We start from the raw sequence: 24,155 nt of genomic DNA, 5'->3' as shown, positions 1-24,155 counted from the left end.
ACCGACGATCGCGACGCGGTAAGGGTCGGGCGCGCCTACGGTCTGCCTGTGCACGGAAACGGTGTGGCTCCTCGCCCGTGCTTGCGGCAACGGGAAGGTCACCGAGGTCAGTGCGGGCAACCTCACCGAGTGCCTCCGCGACACCGGAATGAGGTTGCCCTGCACCGGGCGCGACTTCGGCGCCTTCAGCCGCCGTCACGGGCTTCTGCAATTCAGCTCGCCGCGTTCTCCTTCTCGAACCGCGTGTACAGCAGCCGGTTCGGTGTGCCCTGCGGCAGGCCGGTCAGCACGTCCGGCGTCGAGTTGTTGATCAGGGCGTCCATCACCTGCTGGGGCGTCTTGTCGGGGTACTGGGCCCGGTAGAGCGCCGCGGCGCCCGCGACGAACGCCGCCGCCATCGAGGTGCCCGAGAACGGCGTCGCGGCGGTCGCCCCCGGCGCGGTCGACGGCACGTCCACCCCCGGCGCCAGCAGGTCCACCCCCAGCCCGAAGTTCGACTTCGGCGCGAAGGCGTCCGCCTTGTCCACCGCTCCCACGGTCAGCAGCTCCGGGATCCGCGCGGGCGAGGAGAACGACGAGTCCACCCCCGACCACCCGGCCGCCGCGACCACCGGCATCACGCCGATCAGCCGCCGCACCGCGTTGTCCAGGCCGTCGGACGCGGGCCCGCCGAAACCGATCACCGCGACGGCGGGCTGCTTCGCGTTCTGGGTGACCCAGTCGATGCCCGAGATGATGTTGTTGAGCCGCCCGTTGCCCTTGTCGTCGAGCACCTTGACCGGCACGATCCGCGCGGCCTTCGCGACGCCGAACTCCGTGCCGGCCACGATCCCGGCCATCCGCGTGCCGTCGCCGTTGCCGTCGGCCGGGTTGTCGGTGCCGCCGACGAAGTCCTTGCCCGGGTCCACCCGCCCGGCCAGGTCCGGCAGCGCCGCGTCGACCCCGGTGTCGATCACGTACACCGTGACGCCCTCGCCGGTGCTGTCGTAGTGGTAGGTCTGGTCGCCGGCCTTGCCGCGCTGGTCGATCCGGTCCAGGGCCCAGCTCGGCGGGTTCTGCTGCGCACCGGGCGCGGCCGAAGCCGGCGCCACGGCGGCGAGGACGAGCAGTGCCGAACCGATGACCGCGCGTAATCCAGTCTTGAGCACGCCTCAGCGTTGCGCCGCCGGAGATCACGCACAACTCGGGCCGTCGCCCGATCGTGCGTCAGGACTTCTCGAGGTACTCGGCGCGCTCGGAATCGACCAGGTCGGACACCATGTGCGCCAGGCCCGGATGCCGGTCCAGCGCCGGGTCGCCGCTGACGATCTCCTGCGCCCGCTCCCGCGCGGCCGCGATGACGTCTTCGTCGCGCAGCAGCGAAAGCAGCTTGAGGCTGGAGCGCTTGCCGGACTGGGTCGCGCCCAGGATGTCGCCCTCGCGCCGCAGCTCCAGGTCCAACCGGGACAGTTCGAACCCGTCCGTTGTGGACTCCACCGCCGCCAGTCGCTCGCGCGTCGCGGTGCCGTCCAGCGTCTCGGTGACCAGCAGGCACAGCCCGGGCACGCTGCCCCGGCCCACCCGGCCACGCAGCTGGTGCAGCTGGCTGACCCCGAACCGGTCGGCGTCCATGATCACCATCATCGTCGCGTTCGGCACGTTCACGCCGACCTCGATCACCGTGGTCGCGACCAGCACGTCCAGCTTGCCCGCCGCGAACGCGCGCATCACGGCGTCCTTGTCGTCGGGCGGCATCCGGCCGTGCAGAATCCCCAGGCGCAGCTCCGACAGCGGCCCGTTCTCCAGCTCGGCGGCGACGTCGAGCACCGCCAGCGGCGGACGGCGGTCGCTGTTGTTCGACGCCGGCTCGTCCCCGATCCGCGGGCACACCACGTACGCCTGGTGGCCCTTGCGGACCTCCTCGACCAGCCGCTGCCACGCCCGGTCCAGCCACGCCGGCTTCTCCGCGACCGGCACCACGCTCGTCTTGATCGGCGACCGCCCGACCGGCATGTGCCGCAGCGCCGAGGTTTCCAGGTCGCCGTAGACCGTCATCGCGACCGTGCGCGGGATCGGCGTCGCGGTCATGACCAGCACGTGCGGGCTGCCGCCGTTCGCCGCGCGGGAACGCAGCGCGTCCCGCTGCTCGACGCCGAACCGGTGCTGCTCGTCCACCACCACCAGGCCCAGATCGGCGAAGGACACCGTGTCCTGGATCAGCGCGTGCGTGCCGACGACGATCCCGGCCGCGCCGCTGGCGGTGTCCAGCAGCGCCTGCTTGCGTTCCTTCGTCGACATCGACCCGGTCAGCAGCGTCACCTTCGTCGCGTTCTCCGCGGCGCCCAGCTCACCGGCCTGCCCCAGGTCGCCGAGCATCTCGCGCAGCGACCGGGCGTGCTGCGCGGCGAGCACCTCGGTGGGCGCGAGCATCGCGGCCTGGCGGCCGGAGTCGACCACCTGGAGCATCGCCCGCAGCGCGACGACCGTCTTGCCGCTGCCGACCTCGCCCTGCAGCAGCCGGTTCATCGGGTGCTCGCTGGCGAGGTCGGCGGCGATGTCCTCGCCCACCGCGCGCTGGCCCTCGGTCAGCTCGAACGGCAGCCGCTGGTCGAAGGCGTCCAGCAGGCCGTCCGTCGTGCGCGCGCACGCGGGCGCCGGCCGGGACACCGCGGAGTACCGGCGTTGCGCGAAGATCAGCTGCACCGCCATGGCCTCGTCCCACTTCAGCCGGTCCCGCGCGGCCTCCAGCGCGTCGCGGTCCTTGGGGCGGTGGATGTTGTGCAGCGCGTCGAACAGGTCCATGAGCTGGCGGCTGTCGAGCAACTCGCGCGGCATCGGGTCCTCTTCGCGCTCCAGGGTGTCCAGCACCTGGCGCACGCACCGCGCGATGGACCACGACGGCATCCCGGCCGCGGCCGGGTAGACCGGGATGATCGCGCCCACGAAGTCGTCCATCGCGCTGTCGTCGTCGCCGTCGAGCATCTGGTACTCGGGGTTGGCGAGCTGGAGCGTGTTGCGGAACGCGGTGACCTTGCCGGCGAACAACCCGGTGCGACCCAGCCGCAGCTGCCGCTCGTGCTGGTGCGGGCGGCCGAAGAACGCGCACGACAGCCTGCGGTGGCCGTCGGTGATGACCAGTTCCAGGATGTGCCCCGGCTTGTTGCGCATGCGGCGCATGTTGACCTTCTCCACGCGCGCCATGACGGTCGCGTGCTCGCCGATCTCCAGCCCGGCGATGTCGGTCAGCTCACCGCGCTCGGCGTAGCGGCGCGGGTAGTGCCGCAGCAGGTCCGCGACGGTGTGGATGTCCAGCGACTCGGCGAGCGCCTTCGCGGTCCTGGCGCCCAGCAGCGGGGGCAGCTTGTCACGCAGTCCGGTCACGCGTTCACTCCACACCGATCAGCAGCACGGCGTCGGCCTGGCCGCCGGGGTAATCCACGAACTCCACCTCCGGTCGCTGCGCCCGCAACCGCTCCCGCAGCTCGTCGGTCAGGCCCGGCGGCGCCTCGGTCCCGGTCAGCACGGTGACCAGCTCGCCGCCGACGGCCAGCATCCGGTTCAGCACACCCAGCGCCGCCTCGGCGGGCTCGGCGCCGGCCGGTTCGACGAGCACGACCTCGCCGTCGACGAAACCGATCAGGTCACCGGCGTGGGCCCGTCCCACCCAGGTTATCGACTCCTCGGCGGCGACCACGAGCTCGCCACGCCGCGTTGCCGCGGCCGCCTCGGCCATGGCCACGACGTCGTCGTTCGCGCGGCGCTGCACGTCGTGCACGGCCAGCGCGGACAGCACCTGGACCGGCGACGCGCACGGGATGACCACCACGTCCCGGTCGCCGATCATCGGGTGGCCGGCGGCGTCGTCGGCGGCCCTGGTCAGGCTCGCGCCGCCGGCGAGGACGGTGATGTGACCGGCCGCCCGCTCGGTGATCAGGCCGAGCATCTCCTCGACGCTCGGCGTGGCGTGGTCGGGCACCGCGAGCACCGCGACGCCCTCCTCCCGCAGCAGCGCGGCCAGCTCCTCGCCGTGCACGACGGCGACCACCGCGCGGTCCGGGCCGGACGGCGGTTCGATCGGGGTCGGTGTGATCAGCGGTTCGACGCGGATGTTGCTCGGCGTGCCCGCCCGCAGACCGGCCTCGATCGCGGCACCGATGTCCGCGCAGTGCACGTGGACGGCGTGTCCCCCGCTGCCGTCCCCGGCCACGGTGACGCTGTCCCCCAGTTCGGACAGCGCCCGGCGCAGGACCGGGACGTCCGCGTCGGCGACGCCGTCCAGCAGGTACATGACCTCCCACGCGTAGGGGGCCGGCTCGGCGTCCGGTTCGCCGCGGGTGTGCGCCTCGCAGGAGTGCGCGATCTGGGTCTCGGTGCCGGTGACCACGCCGGCCAGGGCGTCGAAGACCGCGACGAGCCCGCGCGCGCCCGCGTCCACGACCCCGGCCGCGGCGAGGACCGGCAGCTGGTGCGGGGTCTGCTCGAGGGCTTCCGAAGCGGCCTTGGCGGCGATCGCGACGACGTCGGCGAGGTCACCGGGCTGCGTGACCGCCTGGGCCACGGCCTGCAGGACGCTGAGCATCGTGCCCTGGACCGGGCGGGCGACCGCGTCGGTGGCGGTGCGGTGCGCGTTCGCCAGGGCCTTGGCCAGGGTGGGCCCGTCCAGCTCGCTCGCGGCGGCGGCGGTTTCGGCGAGACCGCGCAGGACCTGCGAGAGGATCACGCCGGAGTTGCCGCGCGCGGCGAGGACGGCGCCCCGGGCGAGCACGGACAGTGCCGTCGCCGCGCTGTCCGTGGCGGGTTCGGCGATCAGGCGGGCGTGCGCGCCGGACATGGTGTGCAGCAGGTTGGAGCCGGTGTCGGAGTCGGCGACCGGGTAGACGTTGATGCCGTTGATGGCCGGGCACAGCACCTCCAGGCTGTGCACGCAGGCCGCCGCCCACGCTGTGATGGCATGCTCGTCCAGAGCCCGCACCGCCGACCTCCTCCCTGGTCAGGCCAGGGTAGCGACCCGGTCGCCGGAGGGCGAAGGACCGTCGTTTACTATGGTCCGAGTGTCCGGCCCGCGCCGGGCGTGTTTTGTCTTCCCTGATCGTCAAAGGAGTTCGACGTGGCTGCCGTGTGCGACGTCTGTGGCAAGGGACCGGGCTTCGGCAAGTCCGTCTCGCACTCCCACCGGCGTACCAACCGCCGCTGGAACCCGAACATCCAGACCGTGCACGCCAAGATCGGCGTGTCCCAGCGCAAGCGGCTGAACGTCTGCACCTCGTGCCTGAAGGCCGGCAAGGTCGTTCGCGGCTGATCGCTGCAGACTTCATCGGAAACGGCGGGTGCCCTGCGGCATCCGCCGTTTTCGCGTGCCCGGGGTGGCGCTAGAGTACGCCGCCGTGGCTGCGAAACCGTTGCACGAAGTCGTTGAGGCCGGCTGGGCGAAGGCGCTGGACCCGGTCGCCGACCGGATCGCCGCGATGGGTGAGTTCCTGCGCGCGGAGATCGCCGCGGGTCGCAAGTATCTCCCGGCGGGCGAGCACGTGCTGCGGGCGTTCCAGCAGCCCTTCGACGACGTCAAGGTGCTGATCGTCGGCCAGGACCCGTACCCGACGCCGGGCCACCCGATCGGGCTGAGCTTCGCGGTGGCGCCGGAGGTGCGGCCGCTGCCGAAGAGCCTGATCAACATCTACCAGGAGTACTGCGACGACCTCGGCTACCCGGCGCCGTCCAACGGTGACCTCACGCCGTGGACCGAACAGGGCGTGCTGCTGCTCAACAGGTCGCTGACCGTGCGCCCCGGTTCGCCCAATTCGCACAAGGGCAAGGGCTGGGAAGAGGTCACCGAGCAGGCGATCCGCGCGCTGGCCGCCCGCGGCAAGCCGATGGTGGCGATCCTGTGGGGCAGCAACGCGCGCAGCCTGAAGCCGCTGCTCGGCGGGGTGCCGTGCATCGAGTCGGTGCACCCGAGCCCGCTGTCCGCCCGCAACGGCTTCTTCGGGTCGAAGCCCTTCAGCCGCGCGAACGAGCTGCTGCAGCGGCAGGGCGCCGAGCCGGTGGACTGGAAGCTGCCCTAGGTCGAGCGGCCACGGGGCGAGCCGACCTGGCCGTGAACGGCCTGTTCCGGCGCTGGCAGCGCGCCGGAGTGTGGAGGCTGATCCTGGCGGCGTTGCAAGCGCGTGCGGACGCGGCGGCCTGATCACCAGCGGAGTCGGGCAGCGCGAGCCGGCTGATCACGGCCTGGTGCTCGCGGTGTGGATGGACCGCCAAGCTGCATCTGGCCATCGAACAGGGCCAAAAGCCGCTGTCACGCCACCCGGTACGACAAGCTCGCCGGCCGCTACGAGGCAACCGTCCACCTCATGGCAATCACGAGTGGCTTCCTCGTTCAGGAAACACCGCCCTAGCCCAGGCGAGGGGCGGCGTGCCGCTGCCCCGCTCGCCGCCACGGCTCCCGTTCCGGCGGGCCGCACCATCGCCCGAAGCGGCCGGGCCCGGCACCGAGCGGCGCCGCGCCGAATCGCTGCCGCCGCTCAGGCGGCCGGCCCGGGCGCCCCGGCCCGCGCACGGCAACTCTCCTGATCGGCCGTCCCTAATCCAGCCGTCGCAGGGCGGTGCGGAACCATTGCGCCCGCTCGACGTAGCCGTCCACCACGCGCTGGATCTTGTCCGGCCCGAACGACGTGTTCTCCCGCACCTTGGCCGGCACCCCGAGCGCGATGTGCCCGGACGGCACGTGCGCCGAATACGACAGCACCGCCCCGGCGCCGACCATCGCGCCGTCTTCGATCACGCTGCCGTTCAGCACCACCGAACCCGAGGCGATGAGGCAACCGGTGCCGATCCGCGCGCCCTCCACGTGCACCGCGTGCCCGATCGCCGACGACGGGCCCAGGATCGTCGGGTCCTGGGCGGTGCAGTGCAGCACGCACCCGTCCTGCACGTTGGACCGCTCGCCGATCTCGATGTAGCCGTGGTCCCCGCGCAGCACGGCCTGCGGCCACACCGACGCGTCCGGCCCGATCCGCACGTCGCCGATCACCGTGGCGTCCGGGTGCACGAACGCCGTCGGGTGGATCGACGGGGTCAGCTCACCCAGCGCGTAGATCGCCACTCGAATCCTCCAAGTCCTTGCCCAGGTACACCGACAGCGGATCGTCCCGGTAGTGGCCGAACGCCGGAACGTCGGTGTAGCCGGCCGACCGGTACAGCGCGATCGCCTCCGGCTGCTTCAGCCCGGTCTCCAGCACGAGCCGCCGTCGCCCGGCCGCGAGCGCCGTCCGCTCCAGCTCCGCCAGCACCGCGCGGGCGAAACCCTTGCCCCGAGCGGCATCGGCGACGTACATGCGCTTCAGCTCGACCTCGTCGTCACCGCGGGCACGCCAGCCACCGCAGGCGACCGGCTCCCCGTCCAGGTAGCCGACGACGAACAACCCCAGCGGCGGCGCGAACTCGGCCGGATCGACCGGGGTGGCGTCCGTTTCGCCGTACCGCACGACGTACTCCTGCTGCACGGCGTCGATCAGCTCGACCGCGTCCGGATCGTCGTAGGCGACCACGCGAAGGTCCATAACGGGTCACCGTAACGGGGTCAGCGCCAGTGCTCCCAGCCACTTTCGCCGTGGTACTGCTCACCGTCGACCGTCACGCCCGAATCGGCCAGCGTGACCGAGCCGATCCGCCGCCAGCCCTCGGGCAGGTCGGCGAACGACGGGAACGTGGCGACCAGCGCGTGGTCCTCGCCGCCGGTCAGCACCCAGGTCAGCGGGTCCGCGCCCAGCGCGGTGCCCACGTCGACCAGCTTCTGGTCGACCTCCAGGTGCTCGGTCAGCACGTCGATGCCCACGCCGGACGCCTCCGCGATGTGGCCGAGGTCGGCGAGCAGGCCGTCCGAGACGTCGATCATCGCCGTCGCCCCGGCGATCGCGGCCGCGGGGCCGGCGGCGTAGTCCGGTTCGGGCGCGCGCTGGGCGTTGACGACCGCGACCGGCGAGCGGAAACCGCGGCCGAGCGTGGCCAGACCGGCCGCGGCCCAGCCCAGCCGCCCGGACACCGCGACGATGTCCCCCGGCCGCGCGCCCGAACGCGTCACCGGCGCGCGGCCCTGCAGGTCACCGAGCGCGGTGATGCTCACCACGAGCTGGTCGGCGCGCACCATGTCGCCGCCGACGACCCCGGCGCCGGCGCGCTGCGCTTCCGCCCACAGGCCGTCGCTGAGTTCCCGGACGACCTTCGCGGGCGTGTCCGGCGGGCAGGCGAGCCCGACGAGGACGGCCGTGGGCACCGCGCCCATCGCGGCGACGTCGGCGAAGTTCTCCGCCACCGCCTTGCGCCCGACCTGGTCCGGAGTGGACCAGTCCAGCCGGAAGTGCACGCCCTGGACGAGGACGTCGGTCGTGGCGACCACCCGCCCGTCGGGCGCGGCCACGACCGCGGCGTCGTCGCCGGGTCCGAGGAGGGTCGGCGCGGGTTGTCTTCGGTTCTCGGTCACGGCGCGGATGAGGCCGAACTCACCCATTCCGGCGACCGTGCCGGAGTCGGATGCCTGGTGGGTTGACATGCGTCACCTCGGTCGCTCGATAGTCGGATGACCTAAATTCGTGGTTCGTGCGGTAGGTTCTCACCACGTTCCTACCTTGAGTTCGACGCCGGAGACGAAGGGGCGCGCCGTGGTCCACGCATACATCCTCATCCAGACCGAAGTCGGCAAGGCCGCCGCGGTCGCGGCGGAGATCGCCGGGATCCCCGGCGTCACCAGTTCCGAGGATGTGACCGGCCCCTACGACGTGATCGTGCGCGCCGAAGCCGACAACGTCGACCAGCTCGGGCAGCTCGTGGTCGCGAAGGTGCAGGGTGTCGAGGGCATCACGCGCACGCTGACCTGCCCCGTGGTGCACCTGTAAGCGATGCCGGACACCGAGACCGGGGCACCGCCGCGGGCACTGCTGGTGGTCGCGGCCGTGCTGGTGGTCGTGCTGGCGGCCGGGGTCGCGGTCATCGGGCTGGTGGTGCGCGGCTCCGGTGACGAGGCGGGCCCGCTGGCGCTGGTGCCGGTGGACGCCCCGCAGGCCGGTTCGGCCGGGTGCGCGCAGCTGATCCCGGCGATGCCGGCGCAGCTGGACTCGAAGGGCACCGCGCTACCCCGCCGGACGATCGCCGAACCCGCCCCGGAGGCGACGATCGCGTGGGGCTCCCCGGAGTCGATCGTGCTGCGCTGCGGGTTGGGCAAGCCACCGGAGCTGACGCCGACGAGCCAGTTGCGGGTGGTCAGCGGAGTGCAGTGGCTGCCGGTGGAGGGCCCGGGCTCGTCGACGTGGTACGTGGTCGACCGGGCGGTGTACGTGGCGCTGACGGTGCCCGACTCCGCGGGGACCGGGCCGCTGCAGCAGATCTCGGACACGGTGGCGGCCACGCTGCCCGCGGTGCCGCTGCGCTTCTGAGCGCAGGGCCCCTGGCTCGGCCGGGAAGTGGCGGCGCGGTCCCCGGCTCCGCCAGGACCAGCGGCCGCGCCCCGATGCAGCCCGGTCCGGGCCGTGCGCGACCGGCGCACTGTGCCGCTGCGCTTCTGAGCGCAGGGCCCCTGGCTCGGCCGGGAAGTGGCGGCGCGGTCCCCGGCTCCGCCAGGACCAGCGGCCGCGCCCCGATGCAGCCCGGTCCGGGCCGTGCGCGACCGGCGCACTGTGCCGCTGCGCTTCTGAGCGCAGCGGCCGGCGGCCTCAGCGCAGCCCGGTGCCCCGTGCCAGCGCGGTGTCGATCAGCGTCGTCAGCAGGGTGCGGTAATCCACGCCGGTGACCTGCCACATCTTCGGGTACGCCGACGTCGCCGTGAAGCCGGGCATCGTGTTGACCTCGTTGACCGTCAGTTCGCCGTTCGGGCCCACGAAGAAGTCCACCCGCGCCAGGCCCTGGCAGTCGAGCGCCTGGAACGCCTTCACCGCCTGCGCGCGCAGCTTCTCGGTGACCGAATCGTCCAACTTGGCGGGGATGTCCAGCTCCGCGTCCTCGCCGATGTACTTCGTCTCGAAGTCGTACCAGGCGGACTCGTCGTCGGAGAGCACGCGCACCTCGGCCGGCAGCGACGCCTCCACCCGGCCGTCCGGGAACTCCAGCACGCCGCACTCGACCTCGCGCCCCGGCACCGCCGCCTCGACCAGCACCTTCGGGTCGGTCTCGCGCGCCAGGGCGATCGCCGCGTCCAGGTCGGCCCAGTCGGTCACCTTGCTGATCCCGATCGACGACCCCGCCCGCGACGGCTTGACGAACACCGGCAGCCCCAGCCGTTCCCGGTCCGCCTCGTCCAGAGTGGACTGTCCGCGGCGCAGCTCGACGTAACGCCCGACCGGCAGGCCCTCCGCGGCGAGGAGCTTCTTCGCGTAGCCCTTGTCCATCGCCACCGCGCTGGCCAGCACGCCCGGCCCCACGTACGGGATCCCGGCCAGCTCCAGCAGCCCCTGCAGCGTGCCGTCCTCACCGAAGGCGCCGTGCAGCACGGGGAAGACGACGTCGACACCACCGAGCGCCTCGGCGCCGGGCTCGGTCACGACCAGCTCGCGCCGCGTCGGGTCCCCGGCGAGGACCAGCGACTGGCCGCCGTCGACGGAGGGCAGCCGCCGGTCGGAGATCGTGAGGGTCTTCGGGTCGGCGGTGCCCAGCACCCAGCCGCCCTCGCGGGTGATCCCGATGGGCACGACCTCGAAGCGGTCGCGGTCCAGATGAGCCAGCACGCTGCCCGCCGACAGGCACGAGATCGTGTGCTCGGTGCTCCGGCCGCCGAACACCACGGCCACCCGCGTCTTCCTCATGGGCCGTCACCCTACCGGGCTCTTGCCCTGATCCGATCAGCGCAGTAAGCCCACCAGCTCGTCCAGCGCGCCGCCCAGCGCCTCGCGCGAACAGCCCGCGTAACCGATCGCCACGCCATACGCCGTGGGCGTTCCCGCGAAGTGGCGGGCCAAACCATCGAGACGGATCCCGCGCATCCGTCCCGCCGCGAGGCACTCCCGTTCGGCCTCGGCGGACGTGAACGGCACCACCAGGTGCGCGCCCGCGTCGTCGCCCAGCACCGGAATCCCGGCCGCCCGCAAGGCCGACACCAGCACCACCCGCCGCTCGGACAACTCACGGCGCAGTTTCCGCAGGTGACGGCCCAGGTCACCGTGCCGCGCGAGCTCGATCAGCACGCGCTGCCCGGCCGGCGACGGACGGGTTCCGGTGCGGTCGCGGTGCCCCAGCACCGACGACGTCACCGCGCCCGGCGCGACCATCCAGCCGGCGCCGAGGGTGGGCGTGAGGATCTTGCTGGTCGTGCCCAGGTGCACCACGACGTCCGGCGCGAGCGCGGCCAGCAGCGGCAGCGGGGCGACGTCGAACCGCAGCTCACCGTCGTAGTCGTCCTCGATGACGAGCATGTTCTCGGCGCGGGCCCGCTCGACGAGCTCCACCCGGCGGGCCGCGTTGAGCCGCGACCCCATCGGGTACTGGTGCGCCGGCGAGCAGTAGACGCCGCGCACGCCGGGCGGGATCGCGTCGGTGCGCAGGCCCTCGCCGTCCACCGGCACCCCGACGACCTTCAGCCCGGCGCTCAGGAACGCCTCCACCGCGCGCTGGTAGCCGGGCTCCTCGACGGCGACCGTGTCCCCGGCCCGGAACACGGCCCCGGCCAGCTCGAACACCGCGGCGGTGGTGCCGCCGGTGGCCAGCACGGAGTCGGTGCCGACCGCCAGCCCGCGGTGGCGCAGCAGGTGCTCGGCGATCGCCGCCCGGTACTCCGGCAGGCCGGCGCGGTGCGCGCGGGTCAGCGGCGGGGTGTCGGCGGCGGCGCGCCAGGCCCGGCGCCAGGCGGCACGGTCGATGCCCGCCGCCCACGGCGTGCCCGGGGTGAGGTCGAGCAGCTCGTCCGGTTCGGCGACCTCGCCCGGGACCGCCCGGTGGACCGGCCGGTCGCTCGGTGGTGAAGTGGTGACGTAGGTGCCCGAGCCGTGCCGCCCGGTGATCCAGCCTTCGGCGTGCAGCTGGTCGTAGGCGGCCGAGGTGACCGTGCGGCTCACGCCCAGCCGCGCGGCCAGGGCGCGGGTGGACGGCAGCCGGTCGCCGCCGCGCAGGTGCCCGGTCGCGGCCGCGTCGCGCAGGGCGTCGGCGAGCTGCACGGCCAGCGGGGTCCCGGACTCGCGGTCGAGGGCGACGGGCAGCGCGGTGGCGGGCTGGGACACGCGAAGTGGCCTTTCGTTTTGCTCCGAAAGTGGATCTACTGGAAGTCCACTATACGCCGCATGCTGACGGCATGACCACACTCTCGCCGACCCCGCGCAGTACCCTGACCCGCAAGAAGGACCGCGCGGCCACCGATCGCGAGCGCCTGTACGAGGTGCTCGACGAGGGCCTGATCTGCCACCTCGGGCTGGTGCTGAACGGCTCGCCCGTCGTGGTGCCCACCGGGTACGGCCGCGACGGCGACACGCTGTACTTCCACGGCTCGACCGGTTCGGGGAACCTGCGCGCGGCGGCGCGGGGCATCGACGTGTGTGTGACGGTCACGCTGGTCGACGGTCTGGTGTACGCGCGCTCGCTCAACAACCACTCGATGAACTACCGCAGCGCGGTGGTGCACGGAACCGCGCGGCTGGTGACGGGCGAGGAGAAGATGCACGGGCTGCACGTGGTGACCGAGCACCTGACGCCGGGCTCGTGGGACCACGCGCGGGCGGTGAACGCGAAGGAGCTGGCGTCGGTTTCGGTGCTGGCGCTGGACCTGGCGGAGGCGTCGGTGAAGATCCGCGCGGGCGAGCCGATCGACGATCCGGAGGACATGGACAGCCACGAGATCTGGGCCGGGGTGGTGCCGGTCCAGACCACCTTCGGCGAGCCGGTGCCGGCCGCGTACACGCCCGAGGGCGCGCCGATTCCGCCGCACGTGCGTGCTCGTGGCCGGTAGCGCGGGGGCTCGCCGACGCCGTGCTCCGCGGGGGAGCGCGGATCACTCGTCGCCGCCGGTGATGTCGCCTACGCTCGTCGGGATGCCCTTGATCATGTCGATGATCGTCTTGCCGGCGAGGCCCCGGTAGCCGAACCACGGGTCCGTCAGGTACTTGATCGCCTGCTCGAACTTCTCGGCGCCCGCCGGGCCGAACAGCGTGCCCAGCTGCGCCACCGAGAAGTTGCTGATCTTGTCGAACCTCTCCAGCATCGCGGGCGTGACACCCTCGATTTCGGACAGCTCGTCCTTGATCGTCTGGGACATCTGCTCGGACAAGCAGTGGTGCGTCTTGGGGTCCGGCGCCGGGCCGTTCGAACCGGGCTTCGCCGACGGGGGCTTGGCTCCGGCGAGGTCCACCAGCTTCCGGGTCAGCTCGGCGATCTTCGCGCCGATCTTGCCCAGCGCGGTCGCCACCATGCCGATCGTGGTGCCGATGAAGACCACGATCGACGCCCCGAACGACACCGGCGCCAGCGCCGCCGCGATCAGCGCGCCCTTGATGATCGTCGCCAGCAGCATGGCGATCAGGTCGCGCACGATGCCGCGGAAGGCGCCCACCAGGCCACCGGCGACCTTCATCGACTTCCCGGCGTTCTCCAGGTAACCGCCGATCGGGTCGAGCACGAGCCCCAGCGTCTCCAGCGCCATCCCGGCCGTGTGCAGGCCGACGTCCCCGGGCTGGTACTCGCTCACGCCGTGAATCCCAGCAACCCGGCGGCGGTCCCGGAGTCGTGCGCGTCGTGGGCCTTCGCGGCTTCGCGCACGTTGTCCGCGAACTCGGTGATCGTGCCCGAGTACGTGTTCAGCTGATCCTCGGCCTTGCCGCACCACAACGTCACACCGGCGCCGAAGATCTGCCCCGCCATCCCGAAGATGCCGATGTCGCCGACGCACCCGCCGACCACCCCGGCCGTCCCCGGCCGTCCCCGGGCGCGGCCGTCGCGGAACCGGCGGTGTCGCTTCCGCCTCGGGCTGGGCGAAGTCCTCCGGCTCGTCCTCGACCGGCGGCAGGAAACTCCGGATCACGTCGGCGGATTCGCCCTCACCGGCGATCACCACGAACGAATCGGCGACCGTCCGCGCGGCCCGCCGCTGCCCCTCCCGCACGGCCTGCATGATCGCCGCGGTGAGCCGGGCCGAGGTCGCACGCGCGGTGCCCGGGTTCGAGGCGTTGCAGCGCACCGTTCGGCGCGATCGTGACGGTCACCGACCCGTCCGGGGACCGCACCGTCGGCGACACTTCGCCGAGCTTTCCCGAAGGGGCGAAACGTCAGTCGCGCACCGGTCCGGCGACCGGATCCAGGTGGTACGGCCGCATGACCCGGCCGCCGCTGCGGTAGACGTGCACGCTGATCGCCGGGTCGGGGCCGTCGTTGCGCACCTGGTGCACGTACCCGGGCCCGAAGACCCGCGACTGCCCCGCCGACAACGGGTGCACCTCGGTCACGCCGCGCCGCGCGACGGTTTCGGTGAGCCGACCGCTGACGACGGTGAACGCGCCCGTCGAATGCCCGTGGTCGTGCAGGTCGGTGTGCTGGCCGGGCAGCCAGCCCATCAGCCAGATCTCCTCGTCCGCACGCGCTTCGACGAGCGCGGAGAACCGCGTGTCCGGGTCGTAGCGCAGCAGGTGCCGCCAGCGGTCGCGGTCGGCGGCGAACTCGAGCGCGACGCGCACCGGGTGGCGCAGGACGGGCTTTTCGGTCAGGGCAATGGTGTTGTCCGGAACGGCGAACATGAAAACAGGTGTCCTCGGAAGTAAAAGGGGTTGTCGGCAGGCTGGGCTGGGTCAGCGACAACAACAAGGACACAGCGCGGCCGCACGGCGGAGATCCCGCCGGGTCATCTGGCCACGCGTCGTCATGGCGCCCACCCAACCAGCGGGCCGGGCGGGCGTCAACTCCGTTCCACCTACTAGGACCACTCGTGTTTCTGCCTGCGCCCGAGCAGCTCGGCGCCCACCTGCCGCGGGTCGGCGCCCTCGTGGCACACGCGGTGCATCGCGTCCGTGATCGGCATGTCGACGCCGTGTTTGCGCGCCAGCTCCCGGATGGACGTGCACGACATCACACCCTCGGCGACCTGGCCGCCGGCCGCGGCCTGCGCCTGCTCCAGCGTCTCGCCCCGCCCCAGCCGCTCGCCGAACGTGCGGTTGCGCGACAGCGGGGACGAACACGTCGCCACGAGGTCGCCGACCCCGGCGAGCCCGGCGAAGGTCAGCGGGTCGGCGCCCAGCTTCGTGCCCAGCCGCGCCATCTCCGCCAGCCCGCGCGTGATGAGCGTGGCCGTGGTGTTGGCGCCCAGGCCCATGCCGACCGCCATGCCGCAGCTCAGCGCGATGACGTTCTTCGCCGCGCCACCGACCTCGCAGCCCACCACGTCGGTGTTGGTGTAGGGCCGGAAGTAGGAGTTGAAGCTGGCCTGCTGGATCGCGACCGCCCGGTCGTGGTCGGTGCACGCGAGCACCGCGGCGGCCGGCTGCCCCTGCGCGATCTCGCGCGCCAGGTTCGGGCCGGACACCACCACGATCTCGTTCCCGGACACCCCGCTGATCTCGGCGATCACCTCGCTCATCCTCTTGAGCGTGCCGAGTTCGACACCCTTGGCGAGGCTGACCAGGATCGCGCCGGAGGGCAGGAGCTCCCGCCAGCCGGTGAGGTTCGCGCGCAGGCTCTGGCTCGGCACGGCCAGCACGACCGCCTCCGCACCGGCCAGCGCCTCGGCCGGATCGTGCGTGGCCGTCAGGTTCGCGGGCAGCTCGATGTCCGGGAGGTATCCGCTGTTGCTGTGCTTGTCGCGGATCTCCCCGGCCATCTCGGCTCGCCGGGCCCACATCGTCACGTCCCGGCCCGCGTCGGCGAGCACCTTGGCGAACGCGGTGCCCCACGAACCCGCGCCGAGCACGGTGATGCGCTGCACCATCGTCAGTCCGCCACCTCGGGCTTGCGCGCCGGCGGCTGTTCGCCGCGGACCTCGGCCAGCAGCTCGGTGACCCGCTCCATGAGCAGTTCCGTCACCTCCCGCAGCAGCGGCCCGGTCTGCGGCTTGCCGCGGTAGGCGGACAGGTCGACCGGGTCGCCGACCTTGTGCGTCACGGTCGTGCGCGGGATGAGCCGCACCTTCTTGTGGTAGAAGTCCAGGATCTGCTGGGTGCCCCAGCGCGCGACCGGGATCACCGGGACGTCGTTGTCCAGCGCCAGCCGCGCGACCCCGGTGTGGGACCGCTTCGGCCAGCCGTTCGGGTCCTTGGTGATGGTGCCCTCGGGGTAGATGACGACGACCTTGCCCTCCCGCAGCGCCTGGTGCGCGGCGCGGAGGCTGTCCCCGGCCTGCGCCGATCCGCGGTAGACCGGGATGCTGCCCGCGCCCACCAGGATCTTGCCGAAGATCGGCGTCCGGGCGAGGCTGTCCTTGGCCAGGAACCGCGGGACGCGCTTCTGGCGGTGGATGAACACCGCGTCGACGGCGGGGTCCATGTGCGAGACGTGGTTCATGACCACCAGCGCCGGGCCCTCCCGCGGGATGCGCTCGGCGCCGGTGTAGACCCGCCTGCCGATCCAGCTCACCGGGTAGAACAGCACCGCGGCGGCTCCGACCCAGAACCCGCCCTTCTCACGACCGGCCAAGACTCCTCCTGCTGTGGTGTGTGCTGCCGGTAGCTGATCCTAGGTGCACGATTGCGGAAAGATGGGGGCGTGCCCGTACCCGCCGAAATCTCCGGCCTGATCGTCCCGCTGAAGCCGCCCCGCGCGGGCAAGTCCCGCCTGCGCGGAGCCGTCGGCGAGCGCGACCACCCGGCGCTCGTGCTGGCCCTGGCCTGGGACACCCTGGCCGCGGCCACCGCGGCGGGGGTGCGCCGCGTGCTGGTGGTCGCCGCCGATCCGGCCGCGGTGTCCGGCCTGCGCCGCCCCGGTGTGGAGATCGTCCGCGAGCACGGTCCGGCCGACCTCAACGCGGCGCTGCGGCAGGGCGAGGCGCTGCTGCGCGAGCGGGACCCGGACGGCGTCGTCGGAGCGATTCAAGCCGATCTGCCCGCTTTGCGTCCCGCGGACCTGGCCGCCGCGCTCGACGCGGCGGGCGGGCGGCGGGCGTTCACCGCGGACGCCGAGGGCACCGGCACGACACTGCTGCTGTCGGCACCCGGCGCGCCGCTGGATCCGCGGTTCGGCCCGGGTTCGGCCGCGGCGCACGCCGGGTCCGGCGCGGTGCCGCTGGAGCTGGACGTGCCGTCGCTGCGCCGGGACGTGGACACCCCGGCGGATCTGGACGAGGCGTGCGAGCTGGGCGTGGGCGCCCGCACCCGGGCGTTGCTCTGCGCACAGGAGGTGGCGTGAACATCACCCGGCCGCTGGGCGAACTGCTCCGGGTGGTCCTCAAGAGCACAGGTGAACTGCTCAATCTCTCACTCGGCGTATCGGCAGGCAGGCCCGAAGTAAGGAACAATGCCAGTGTGAGCAGCGACGAGACCCTTCCCCCGGCAACGACCCCACCGGCGTCCGGCGAGACCGCCGCGCCCACGAGATTCCGCGCCATCCCGTCCGCGCCCCCGGCGGTGACCCCGTCGTCGGACCTGCCGCCGGCGTCCCTGCCCGACGACCGGTACTTCAACCGCGAGCTGTCGTGGCAGGACTTCAACGCCCGGGTGCTGGCGCTGGCCGAGGACGCCTCCCAGCCGCTGCTGGAGCGGGCCAAGTTCCTCGCCATCTTCGCGTCCAATCTGGACGAGTTCTACATGGTCCGGGTGGCCGGGCTGAAGCGCCGCGACGAGACCGGGCTGCCGGTGCGCAGCGCCGACGGGCTCACCCCGCGCGAGCAGCTGGCCTACATCGCCAAGCGCAACCAGGACCTGGTCGAGCGGCACACCGCCGCGTTCGAGGAGCACGTCCGCCCGGAGCTGGCCAAGCACGACATCCAGATCGTGTGCTGGGCCGATCTGGAGCCGGACGACCAGGCACGCCTGTCGGACTACTTCTCCGAGCAGATCTTCCCGGTGCTCACGCCGCTGGCGGTCGACCCGGCGCACCCGTTCCCCTACATCTCCGGGCTGTCGCTGAACCTGGCCGTCACCGTGCGGGACCCGGACCTGGGCACCGAGCGGTTCGCCCGGGTCAAGGTGCCGAACAACGTGCCGCGCCTGATCCGCGTCGAGCAGCAGCGGGAGAGCCGCGTCGCGACGTTCCTGCCGCTGGAGGAACTGATCGCCGCGCACCTCGGTGAGCTGTTCACCGGCATGGAGGTCACCGAGCACCACGTTTTCCGGGTGACCCGCAACGCCGACGTGGACGTGGACGAGGACCGCGACGAGGACCTGCTGCAGGCGCTGGAGCGGGAGCTGGCGCAGCGCCGGTTCGGCCCGCCGGTGCGGCTCGAGGTCGCCAACGACATGAGCGAGCACGTGCTCGACCTGCTGCTGCGGGAGCTGGAGGTCGACCCGCACGACGTGGTCGAGGTGCCGGGCCTGCTGGACCTGACGTGCCTGATGCAGCTTTCCAGTTTGGACCGCAAGGAACTGAAGGACCGCCCTTTCGTCCCGGCCACGCACCCGGCGTTCGGTGAGCACGAGACGCCCAAGAGCGTCTTCGCCACCCTGCGCGAGGGCGACGTGCTCGTGCACCACCCCTACGACTCGTTCTCCACGAGCGTGCAGCGGTTCATCGAGCAGGCCGCCAGGGACGACAAGGTGCTGGCCATCAAGCAGACGCTGTACCGCACCTCCGGTGACTCCCCCGTCGTGAACGCGCTGATCGACGCCGCCGAGGCGGGCAAGCAGGTCGTGGCGCTGGTGGAGATCAAGGCCCGCTTCGACGAGGAGGCCAACATCACCTGGGCCCGCGCGCTGGAGCGGGCCGGGGTGCACGTGGTCTACGGGCTCGTCGGGCTCAAGACGCACTGCAAGGTCGCGATGGTGGTGCGCCAGGAGGGCTCGACCATCCGCCGCTACTGCCACATCGGCACCGGCAACTACAACCCGAAGACGGCGCGGTTGTACGAGGACGTCGGCCTGCTGACCGCGGACCCGGACATCGGCGCGGACATCACCGACCTGTTCAACGTGCTGACCGGGTATTCGCGGCAGGACACCTACCGCAACATCCTCACCTCGCCGGCCGGGATCCGGCGCGGCATCCTGCGGCTCGTCGACGAGGAGATCGAGCACAAGCACGCCGGCGCGGAAGCCGGTATCCGCATCAAGTGCAACTCGCTGGTCGACGAGCAAATCATCGACGCGCTCTACCGGGCCTCCGCCGAAGGGGTTCCGGTGGAGATCGTGGTGCGGGGTATTTGCGCCCTGAAACCCGGCGTGCCCGGACTGTCCGAGAACATTTCCGTCCGGTCCATTCTCGGGCGGTTCCTGGAGCATTCCCGCATCTTCCATTTCCTCGGCGGGCGCACCTACTGGATCGGCAGCGCGGACATGATGCACCGCAACCTCGACCGCCGGATCGAGGCGATGGTGCAGGTCAAGGACGTGCGACTGACCAGGCAACTGGACGACATCCTGGATTCGGCGCTGGACCCGGCGACGCGCTGCTGGGTGCTGACCGACAACGGCGAGTGGCAGCCCTCGCCCGCGGACACCTCGCAGGTCCGCGACCACCAGAACGAGTTGTTGAAGAAGCACGGGGCCAACGGGTGAGTTCTGTTCGTGTCCGCGCCGCGGGTGCGGTGCTGTGGCGGACCGGTCCGGGCGGGGTCGAGGTGGCGGTGGCCCACCGGCCGCGGTACGACGACTGGTCGCTGCCGAAGGGGAAGCTCGACGACGGGGAGACCCTCCCGGCCGCGGCGGTGCGGGAGATCGCGGAGGAGACCGGGTTCCGGGCGCGTCTGGGGCGGCACCTGAAGACGGTGCGGTACACGGTGGAGGCCGGGCCGAAGACCGTCGACTACTACAGCGCGGCGGTCGTCTCGGGCGCCTTCGAGCCCAACGAGGAGGTCGACGAGCTGCGGTGGCTCCCGCCCGCGGAGGCGGCGGGGCTGCTGACGTACGACGGCGACCGGTCGGTGCTGGACGAATTCGAGGCGCTGCCCGCGGGGTTGACGACACTGCTGCTCGTGCGGCACGCGAAGGCCGGGAAACGGGACGAGTGGCGCGGCGACGACGACCTGCGCCCGCTGTCCCCGAGCGGCCTTCGCCAGGCGGCGGCGCTGCGGGTGCTGCTGCCACTGTTCGGACCGGACCGGGTGGTGGCCGCGCCGCGGTTGCGGTGCGAGCAGACGGTGCGCGGCCTGGCGGACGACCTCGGGGTCCCGGTGGAGCACGAGGACCTGATGGCCGAGGAGCACTACTGGAACGACCGGGCGGCGGGACTGGCCCGGCTGCTGGCGCTGGTGTCGGCGGGTGGGTCGCCCGTGGTGTGCAGCCAGGGCGGGGTGATCCCGGACCTCGTGGAGCGGCTGGCTGTCCGGGACGGCGTGCGCCTGCCGGTCGACGGGGGCGAGAAGGTGCCGAGCAAGAAGGGCTCGGTGTGGGTGCTGTCGTTCCGGGCGCCGCCCGGCAACGGAGGCCCCCAGCTGGTGGCGGCTGACTACCTGCCGACCGCACTCCCGAAGCCGGTGACGAGCCGGGTGTAGTCCCGTCCGGCCGCGACGGTGGTGCTCCTTTCTCCGGTCAGCAACCGTCGGCCGGCAACGCAAGCCAGCCCGCTCCAACCAACGAACCGGCGGCCGGCAAGGCAAGCGGACCGACCACGCCGCACACCTCCCCCGCCCCCGATCCCCAGCCCGCTTTTGGTCGCCGATCAGGCGTGTCAAGGTACTCTTTCCCGCCTTGACACGCCTGCTCGGCGACCAATACACACTCAAGGAGAGGGGGCGGGGGAGGTGGCACCCGAGGTGACCGTTCGGCGCCGTGAGGCGCTTCCGCCCGAAGGGCGTGTCCGCCCGCAGGGCGGACTCTTCGTCTGCCCAAGGCGCAAGACTAAAGATCAAGAGATGTCCTCGCCGGACGGGCAGGCTCCGGGATGACGGGGAATGCGGTTCTCTCACCTCATGCAGGTGGTCGCTGGGTGGTCATCCCGTCGCCTTCCGGTTTGTGCATATCACCTTGAGCCAGGGCCGCAAGGTTGGCATGGTCGGCCGCCGGTTGGCGGCCCGGGTTGCGGCCCTGGCTCAAGGTGATCGTCCAGTGTCAGACGACGGGATGACCACCCAGCTACCTTGGGTTCACTGCACGGCGCTGGCGCGCCGCTCCCGGAACGCGGCAGGGCCCCCGCGGATCCGCGGGGGCCCTGCCGAGAAGCAATCGCGATAGCTCTTACTTCTTCTTCCGGGTCGTGGTGCTCTTCTTCGCCGCGGTGGTCTTCGCGGCGGTGGCCTTCGGGGCCGCCTTCGTGGCGGTCGTCTTCTTCGCCGCGGTGGACTTCGCCGCCGTGGTCTTCGAAGCCGTGGCCTTCGGCGCGGCGGTCTTGGTGGCGGCCGCGGCGCGGGTGCGCGTGCTGGTGCTGCGGGTCGCGGTGGGACGCGTGGTCGTCGCCTTCGCGGTGGTGGACCGCGACGACGCGGCACGGGTCGTGGTGCCGGTGCTGCGGGTCGAAGCGGCAGCGCTGCGGGTCGAAGTCGTCGTCGTGCGCTTCGCCGCCGTGGCCTTCGGCAGCTTCTTGGCACCGCTGATGACGTCCTTGAAGGTCGTACCGGCGCGGAAGGCCGGGACGTTGGTCTTCTTCACCTTGACCGTCTCACCGGTGCGCGGGTTGCGAGCGGTGCGGGCCGCGCGGGCGCGCTTCTCGAACACCCCGAAACCGGTGATGTTGACCTTCTCGCCCTTCTGCACGGTGCGAATGATGATGTCCACCAGGTTGTCGACCGCCTGGGAAGCAACCTTCTTGTCGCCCAGACGCTCGGAGAGCGCCTCGATCAGCTGGGCCTTGTTGGCCATTCCAGTCCTCCATGAAGAACTACGTGTCACACGGCCACATCGGCCGACTTCACGCACACGGTATTACCAACTCGCCCAAAATTCCAAACGGCGCGCGGAATTTTTCTGCAGGCGGGGCGTGGTTTCCGCCTCCTGAGCGACCCTCGCGGGCCCTTCCGCGCGCCGTTCGGCGTGGTGTGCCCGGCCGATGGCCGGGTGCGAATCCCTTGCTGAGCAGGGAATTCGTGCTAGCCGGCGGCCACCGGGGTGGTCACCGGCTTCCAGCTGGGACGGCCGGCCTCGAACCGGTCGATGTCCTCGGCGTGTCGCAGGGTGAGAGCGATGTCATCGAGCCCCTCCAGCAGCCGCCAGCGGGTGTAGTCGTCGATCGAGAAGGTCGTCTGGAAGTCCTTGGCCCGCACGGTCTTCGCCTCCAGGTCGACCGTGACCTCCGTGCCGGGGTCGTTCTCGAGGATCTTCCACAGCTGCTCGACGTCCGACTGCTCGCACTGGGCGGCCACCAGACCCTGCTTGCCGGAGTTGCCGCGGAAGATGTCGGCGAAGCGGGAGGAGATGACGACGCGGAAGCCGTAGTTCATCAATGCCCAGACAGCGTGTTCGCGCGAGGACCCGGTGCCGAAGTCAGGACCGGCGACCAGCACGCTGCCGGCCTTGAACGGCTCCTGGTTCAGGATGAACGACTCGTCGCTCCGCCAGGCGGCGAACAGGCCGTCCTCGAAACCGGTGCGGCTGACCCGCTTCAGGTAGACGGCCGGGATGATCTGGTCAGTGTCCACGTTGGACCTGCGCAGGGGCACTCCGATGCCGGTGTGCTTCTGGAACGGCTCCATGGTGGTGTGGGCTCCTTCAGTTCAGGTCTTCGGGGCTGGACAGCGTGCCGCGGACGGCCGTGGCGGCCGCGACGAGCGGCGAGACGAGGTGGGTGCGGCCACCCTTGCCCTGCCTGCCCTCGAAGTTGCGGTTGGAGGTGGAGGCGCTGCGCTCGCCGGGGGCCAGCTGGTCCGGGTTCATGCCCAGGCACATCGAGCAGCCCGCCTGCCGCCACTCGGCGCCGGCGTCGAGGAAGACCTTGTCCAGCCCCTCGGCCTCGGCGGCCTGGCGCACCCGCATCGAGCCGGGCACGACGAGCATCCGGACGCCCTGCGCCACCTTGCGGCCCTGGAGCACGTCCGCGGCGGCCCGCAGGTCCTCGATCCGGCCGTTGGTGCACGAGCCGAGGAAGACGGTGTCGACCTTGATCTCCCGCAGCGGCGTGCCCGGCTTCAGGTCCATATAGGACAGGGCCTTCTCGGCGGCGTACCGCTCGTTCTCGTCGGCGATCTGCTCCGGGTCCGGCACCGACTCGCTCAGCGGCAGGCCCTGGCCGGGGTTGGTGCCCCAGGTCACGAACGGGGTCAGGGTGTCGGCGTCGAGGTGGACCTCGGCGTCGAACTCGGCGCCCTCGTCGGTGCGCAGCGACTTCCAGTTCTCGACCGCGGCGTCCCAGTCGGCGCCCTTCGGGGCGTGCGGGCGGCCCTTCAGGTAGGCGAAGGTGGTCTCGTCCGGGGCGATCATGCCGGCGCGGGCGCCCGCCTCGATCGACATGTTGCAGATGGTCATCCGGGCTTCCATCGACAGCGCCTCGATCGCGCTGCCCCGGTACTCCAGGACGTAGCCCTGGCCGCCGCCGGTGCCGATCTTGGCGATGACAGCGAGGATGACGTCCTTCGCGGTGACGCCCGGGCGGAGCTGTCCGTCCACGTTGATCGCCATCGTCTTGAACGGCCGCAGCGGCAGGGTCTGGGTGGCCAGCACGTGCTCGACCTCGGAGGTGCCGATGCCGAACGCCATCGCGCCGAAGGCGCCGTGGGTGGAGGTGTGGCTGTCACCGCACACGACCGTCATACCGGGCTGGGTCAGGCCCAGCTGCGGGCCGATGACGTGCACGATGCCCTGCTCGGCGTCGCCCATCGGGTGCAGCCGGACGCCGAACTCCGCGCAGTTCTTCCGAAGCGTCTCGACCTGGGTGCGGGACACCGGGTCGGCGATCGGGAGTTCGATGTCGACGGTCGGGACGTTGTGGTCCTCGGTCGCGATGGTCAGATCCGGGCGGCGCACCTTGCGCCCCGCCAGGCGGAGACCGTCGAACGCCTGCGGGCTGGTGACTTCGTGCACCAGGTGCAGGTCGATGTAGAGCAGGTCGGGTTCCGCTCCTTCACCGCGGCGCACCGTGTGCGCCTCCCACACCTTCTCGGCCAGTGTCCGCGGCCGCGTGGTGGTCATGTGTGCTCCTCCCACGAGGTTGATTGGGAGCAAAGGAACCCGGGGACCGTCGCGGGAACGTCAGCGACCTCGGGTTCGATTTTC

The 24,155-nt window shown here is 71.8% G+C and carries 24 protein-coding genes; 8 read left to right on the top strand and 16 right to left on the bottom strand.

Going from position 1 to position 24,155, the window contains the following annotated elements:
- Window positions 1-212: 212 nt before the first annotated feature.
- From L1857_RS10375 to L1857_RS10365, 3 genes are read right to left on the bottom strand one after another with little or no spacing between them, the layout of a single operon-like run.
- On the bottom strand, window positions 213-1,148 hold the full coding sequence (locus L1857_RS10375) for a S8 family peptidase (protein ID WP_116110811.1): 936 nt from the start codon (window positions 1,146-1,148) through the stop codon (window positions 213-215).
- Between the two features lie 58 nt (window positions 1,149-1,206).
- Window positions 1,207-3,360, bottom strand: coding sequence for an ATP-dependent DNA helicase RecG (gene recG / locus L1857_RS10370; RefSeq protein ID WP_249464924.1), 2,154 nt, complete (start codon window positions 3,358-3,360; stop codon window positions 1,207-1,209).
- A gap of 4 nt (window positions 3,361-3,364) precedes the next feature.
- On the bottom strand, window positions 3,365-4,951 hold the full coding sequence (locus L1857_RS10365; protein ID WP_094007361.1) for a DAK2 domain-containing protein: 1,587 nt from the start codon (window positions 4,949-4,951) through the stop codon (window positions 3,365-3,367).
- Between the two features lie 135 nt (window positions 4,952-5,086).
- Here L1857_RS10365 and rpmB point away from each other — a divergent pair, with 135 nt between their 5' ends.
- Both rpmB and L1857_RS10355 read left to right on the top strand, forming a co-directional pair.
- Entirely contained in the window at window positions 5,087-5,278 is a 192-nt protein-coding gene (rpmB, locus tag L1857_RS10360; RefSeq protein WP_017987500.1) for a 50S ribosomal protein L28, read from the top strand.
- A gap of 85 nt (window positions 5,279-5,363) precedes the next feature.
- Window positions 5,364-6,041, top strand: a complete 678-nt coding sequence (locus L1857_RS10355; RefSeq protein ID WP_116110850.1) for a uracil-DNA glycosylase — start codon at window positions 5,364-5,366, stop codon at window positions 6,039-6,041.
- 515 nt (window positions 6,042-6,556) lie between these two features.
- On the opposite strand, the gene L1857_RS10350 is transcribed toward L1857_RS10355, so the two are convergent.
- Genes L1857_RS10350 through L1857_RS10340 form a run of 3 tightly spaced genes read right to left on the bottom strand, consistent with a single transcriptional unit; the run spans window position 6,557 to window position 8,524 of the window.
- A complete protein-coding gene (locus L1857_RS10350; RefSeq protein ID WP_094007362.1) occupies window positions 6,557-7,078 on the bottom strand; it encodes a gamma carbonic anhydrase family protein in 522 nt (173 codons plus the stop codon).
- A complete protein-coding gene (locus L1857_RS10345; RefSeq protein ID WP_094007363.1) occupies window positions 7,056-7,535 on the bottom strand; it encodes a GNAT family N-acetyltransferase in 480 nt (159 codons plus the stop codon). The genes L1857_RS10350 and L1857_RS10345 overlap by 23 nt, the downstream gene beginning before the upstream one ends.
- A gap of 20 nt (window positions 7,536-7,555) precedes the next feature.
- Window positions 7,556-8,524 carry a thiamine-phosphate kinase gene (locus tag L1857_RS10340; RefSeq protein ID WP_094007364.1) on the bottom strand — a complete coding sequence of 323 codons (969 nt, stop codon included), beginning with the start codon at window positions 8,522-8,524 and terminating at the stop codon, window positions 7,556-7,558.
- A 109-nt stretch (window positions 8,525-8,633) separates the two neighbouring features.
- On the opposite strand from L1857_RS10340, the gene L1857_RS10335 reads away from it, so the two are divergent.
- Together L1857_RS10335 and L1857_RS10330 are read left to right on the top strand one after the other, a co-directional pair.
- On the top strand, window positions 8,634-8,867 hold the full coding sequence (locus L1857_RS10335) for an Lrp/AsnC ligand binding domain-containing protein (protein ID WP_017987495.1): 234 nt from the start codon (window positions 8,634-8,636) through the stop codon (window positions 8,865-8,867).
- A gap of 3 nt (window positions 8,868-8,870) precedes the next feature.
- A complete protein-coding gene (locus L1857_RS10330; protein WP_249464920.1) occupies window positions 8,871-9,404 on the top strand; it encodes a DUF3515 domain-containing protein in 534 nt (177 codons plus the stop codon).
- A 276-nt stretch (window positions 9,405-9,680) separates the two neighbouring features.
- Here L1857_RS10330 and L1857_RS10325 read toward each other — a convergent pair whose 3' ends face one another.
- The gene (locus L1857_RS10325) at window positions 9,681-10,766 is read right to left on the bottom strand and encodes a D-alanine--D-alanine ligase family protein (protein ID WP_094007366.1); all 1,086 of its coding nucleotides are present in this window, start codon (window positions 10,764-10,766) and stop codon (window positions 9,681-9,683) included.
- A gap of 36 nt (window positions 10,767-10,802) precedes the next feature.
- On the bottom strand, window positions 10,803-12,173 hold the full coding sequence (gene pdxR, locus L1857_RS10320; RefSeq protein ID WP_249464918.1) for a MocR-like pyridoxine biosynthesis transcription factor PdxR: 1,371 nt from the start codon (window positions 12,171-12,173) through the stop codon (window positions 10,803-10,805).
- A gap of 71 nt (window positions 12,174-12,244) precedes the next feature.
- Between pdxR and L1857_RS10315 the strand changes: the two genes are divergently transcribed.
- Window positions 12,245-12,895, top strand: coding sequence for a pyridoxamine 5'-phosphate oxidase family protein (locus tag L1857_RS10315; RefSeq protein WP_094007368.1), 651 nt, complete (start codon window positions 12,245-12,247; stop codon window positions 12,893-12,895).
- A 42-nt stretch (window positions 12,896-12,937) separates the two neighbouring features.
- Here L1857_RS10315 and L1857_RS10310 read toward each other — a convergent pair whose 3' ends face one another.
- From L1857_RS10310 to L1857_RS10290, 5 genes are all read right to left on the bottom strand, one after another.
- Complete coding sequence (locus tag L1857_RS10310) at window positions 12,938-13,630, bottom strand: hypothetical protein (protein ID WP_162831055.1); 693 nt, start codon at window positions 13,628-13,630, stop codon at window positions 12,938-12,940.
- Window positions 13,627-13,842: a hypothetical protein gene (locus tag L1857_RS10305; RefSeq protein WP_240323202.1), complete on the bottom strand. Its 216-nt coding sequence runs from the start codon at window positions 13,840-13,842 to the stop codon at window positions 13,627-13,629. The genes L1857_RS10310 and L1857_RS10305 overlap by 4 nt, the downstream gene beginning before the upstream one ends.
- Before the next feature lie 365 nt (window positions 13,843-14,207).
- On the bottom strand, window positions 14,208-14,672 hold the full coding sequence (locus L1857_RS10300; protein ID WP_116110807.1) for a cysteine dioxygenase: 465 nt from the start codon (window positions 14,670-14,672) through the stop codon (window positions 14,208-14,210).
- A gap of 176 nt (window positions 14,673-14,848) precedes the next feature.
- Window positions 14,849-15,856, bottom strand: a complete 1,008-nt coding sequence (locus L1857_RS10295) for an NAD(P)H-dependent glycerol-3-phosphate dehydrogenase (protein WP_249464916.1) — start codon at window positions 15,854-15,856, stop codon at window positions 14,849-14,851.
- Between the two features lie 2 nt (window positions 15,857-15,858).
- Window positions 15,859-16,560, bottom strand: coding sequence for a lysophospholipid acyltransferase family protein (locus tag L1857_RS10290; RefSeq protein ID WP_116110805.1), 702 nt, complete (start codon window positions 16,558-16,560; stop codon window positions 15,859-15,861).
- 69 nt (window positions 16,561-16,629) lie between these two features.
- On the opposite strand from L1857_RS10290, the gene cofC reads away from it, so the two are divergent.
- From cofC to L1857_RS10275, 3 genes are all read left to right on the top strand, one after another.
- A complete protein-coding gene (gene cofC, locus L1857_RS10285) occupies window positions 16,630-17,268 on the top strand; it encodes a 2-phospho-L-lactate guanylyltransferase (RefSeq protein WP_116110804.1) in 639 nt (212 codons plus the stop codon).
- Between the two features lie 116 nt (window positions 17,269-17,384).
- Entirely contained in the window at window positions 17,385-19,571 is a 2,187-nt protein-coding gene (locus L1857_RS10280; protein WP_116110803.1) for an RNA degradosome polyphosphate kinase, read from the top strand.
- A complete protein-coding gene (locus tag L1857_RS10275) occupies window positions 19,568-20,506 on the top strand; it encodes an NUDIX hydrolase (protein WP_116110802.1) in 939 nt (312 codons plus the stop codon). Before L1857_RS10280 ends, L1857_RS10275 begins: the two co-directional genes overlap by 4 nt.
- 682 nt (window positions 20,507-21,188) lie before the next feature.
- Here the strand turns inward: L1857_RS10275 and L1857_RS10270 are convergent.
- From L1857_RS10270 to leuC, 3 genes are all read right to left on the bottom strand, one after another.
- A complete protein-coding gene (locus tag L1857_RS10270; RefSeq protein ID WP_094007376.1) occupies window positions 21,189-21,809 on the bottom strand; it encodes an HU family DNA-binding protein in 621 nt (206 codons plus the stop codon).
- 227 nt (window positions 21,810-22,036) lie between these two features.
- Window positions 22,037-22,639, bottom strand: a complete 603-nt coding sequence (leuD, locus tag L1857_RS10265; RefSeq protein WP_094007377.1) for a 3-isopropylmalate dehydratase small subunit — start codon at window positions 22,637-22,639, stop codon at window positions 22,037-22,039.
- 16 nt (window positions 22,640-22,655) lie between these two features.
- Window positions 22,656-24,071 (bottom strand): 3-isopropylmalate dehydratase large subunit, encoded by a 1,416-nt coding sequence (gene leuC, locus L1857_RS10260; RefSeq protein WP_094007378.1) that lies wholly within the window; start codon window positions 24,069-24,071, stop codon window positions 22,656-22,658.
- Between the last annotated feature and the right edge of the window lie 84 nt (window positions 24,072-24,155).

It is taken from the genome of Amycolatopsis thermalba, assembly GCF_023376025.1.
GTDB lineage: Bacteria > Actinomycetota > Actinomycetes > Mycobacteriales > Pseudonocardiaceae > Amycolatopsis_E > Amycolatopsis_E thermalba.
The sequence above is the reverse complement of the archived record's forward strand: the minus strand, read 5'-3'. Positions and strand labels throughout refer to the sequence as shown.

Bases quoted from the DNA above. Each gene is read 5' to 3' on its own strand.
- leuC (WP_094007378.1), bottom strand. From the start codon at position 24,071: ATGACCACCACGCGGCCGCGGACACTGGCCGAGAAGGTGTGGGAGGCG.
- L1857_RS10295 (WP_249464916.1), bottom strand. From the start codon at position 15,856: ATGGTGCAGCGCATCACCGTGCTCGGCGCGGGTTCGTGGGGCACCGCG.
- L1857_RS10315 (WP_094007368.1), top strand. From the start codon at position 12,245: ATGACCACACTCTCGCCGACCCCGCGCAGTACCCTGACCCGCAAGAAG.
- L1857_RS10340 (WP_094007364.1), bottom strand. From the start codon at position 8,524: ATGTCAACCCACCAGGCATCCGACTCCGGCACGGTCGCCGGAATGGGT.
- leuD (WP_094007377.1), bottom strand. From the start codon at position 22,639: ATGGAGCCGTTCCAGAAGCACACCGGCATCGGAGTGCCCCTGCGCAGG.
- L1857_RS10330 (WP_249464920.1), top strand. From the start codon at position 8,871: ATGCCGGACACCGAGACCGGGGCACCGCCGCGGGCACTGCTGGTGGTC.
- L1857_RS10325 (WP_094007366.1), bottom strand. From the start codon at position 10,766: ATGAGGAAGACGCGGGTGGCCGTGGTGTTCGGCGGCCGGAGCACCGAG.
- L1857_RS10300 (WP_116110807.1), bottom strand. From the start codon at position 14,672: ATGTTCGCCGTTCCGGACAACACCATTGCCCTGACCGAAAAGCCCGTC.
- L1857_RS10270 (WP_094007376.1), bottom strand. From the start codon at position 21,809: ATGGCCAACAAGGCCCAGCTGATCGAGGCGCTCTCCGAGCGTCTGGGC.
- L1857_RS10345 (WP_094007363.1), bottom strand. From the start codon at position 7,535: ATGGACCTTCGCGTGGTCGCCTACGACGATCCGGACGCGGTCGAGCTG.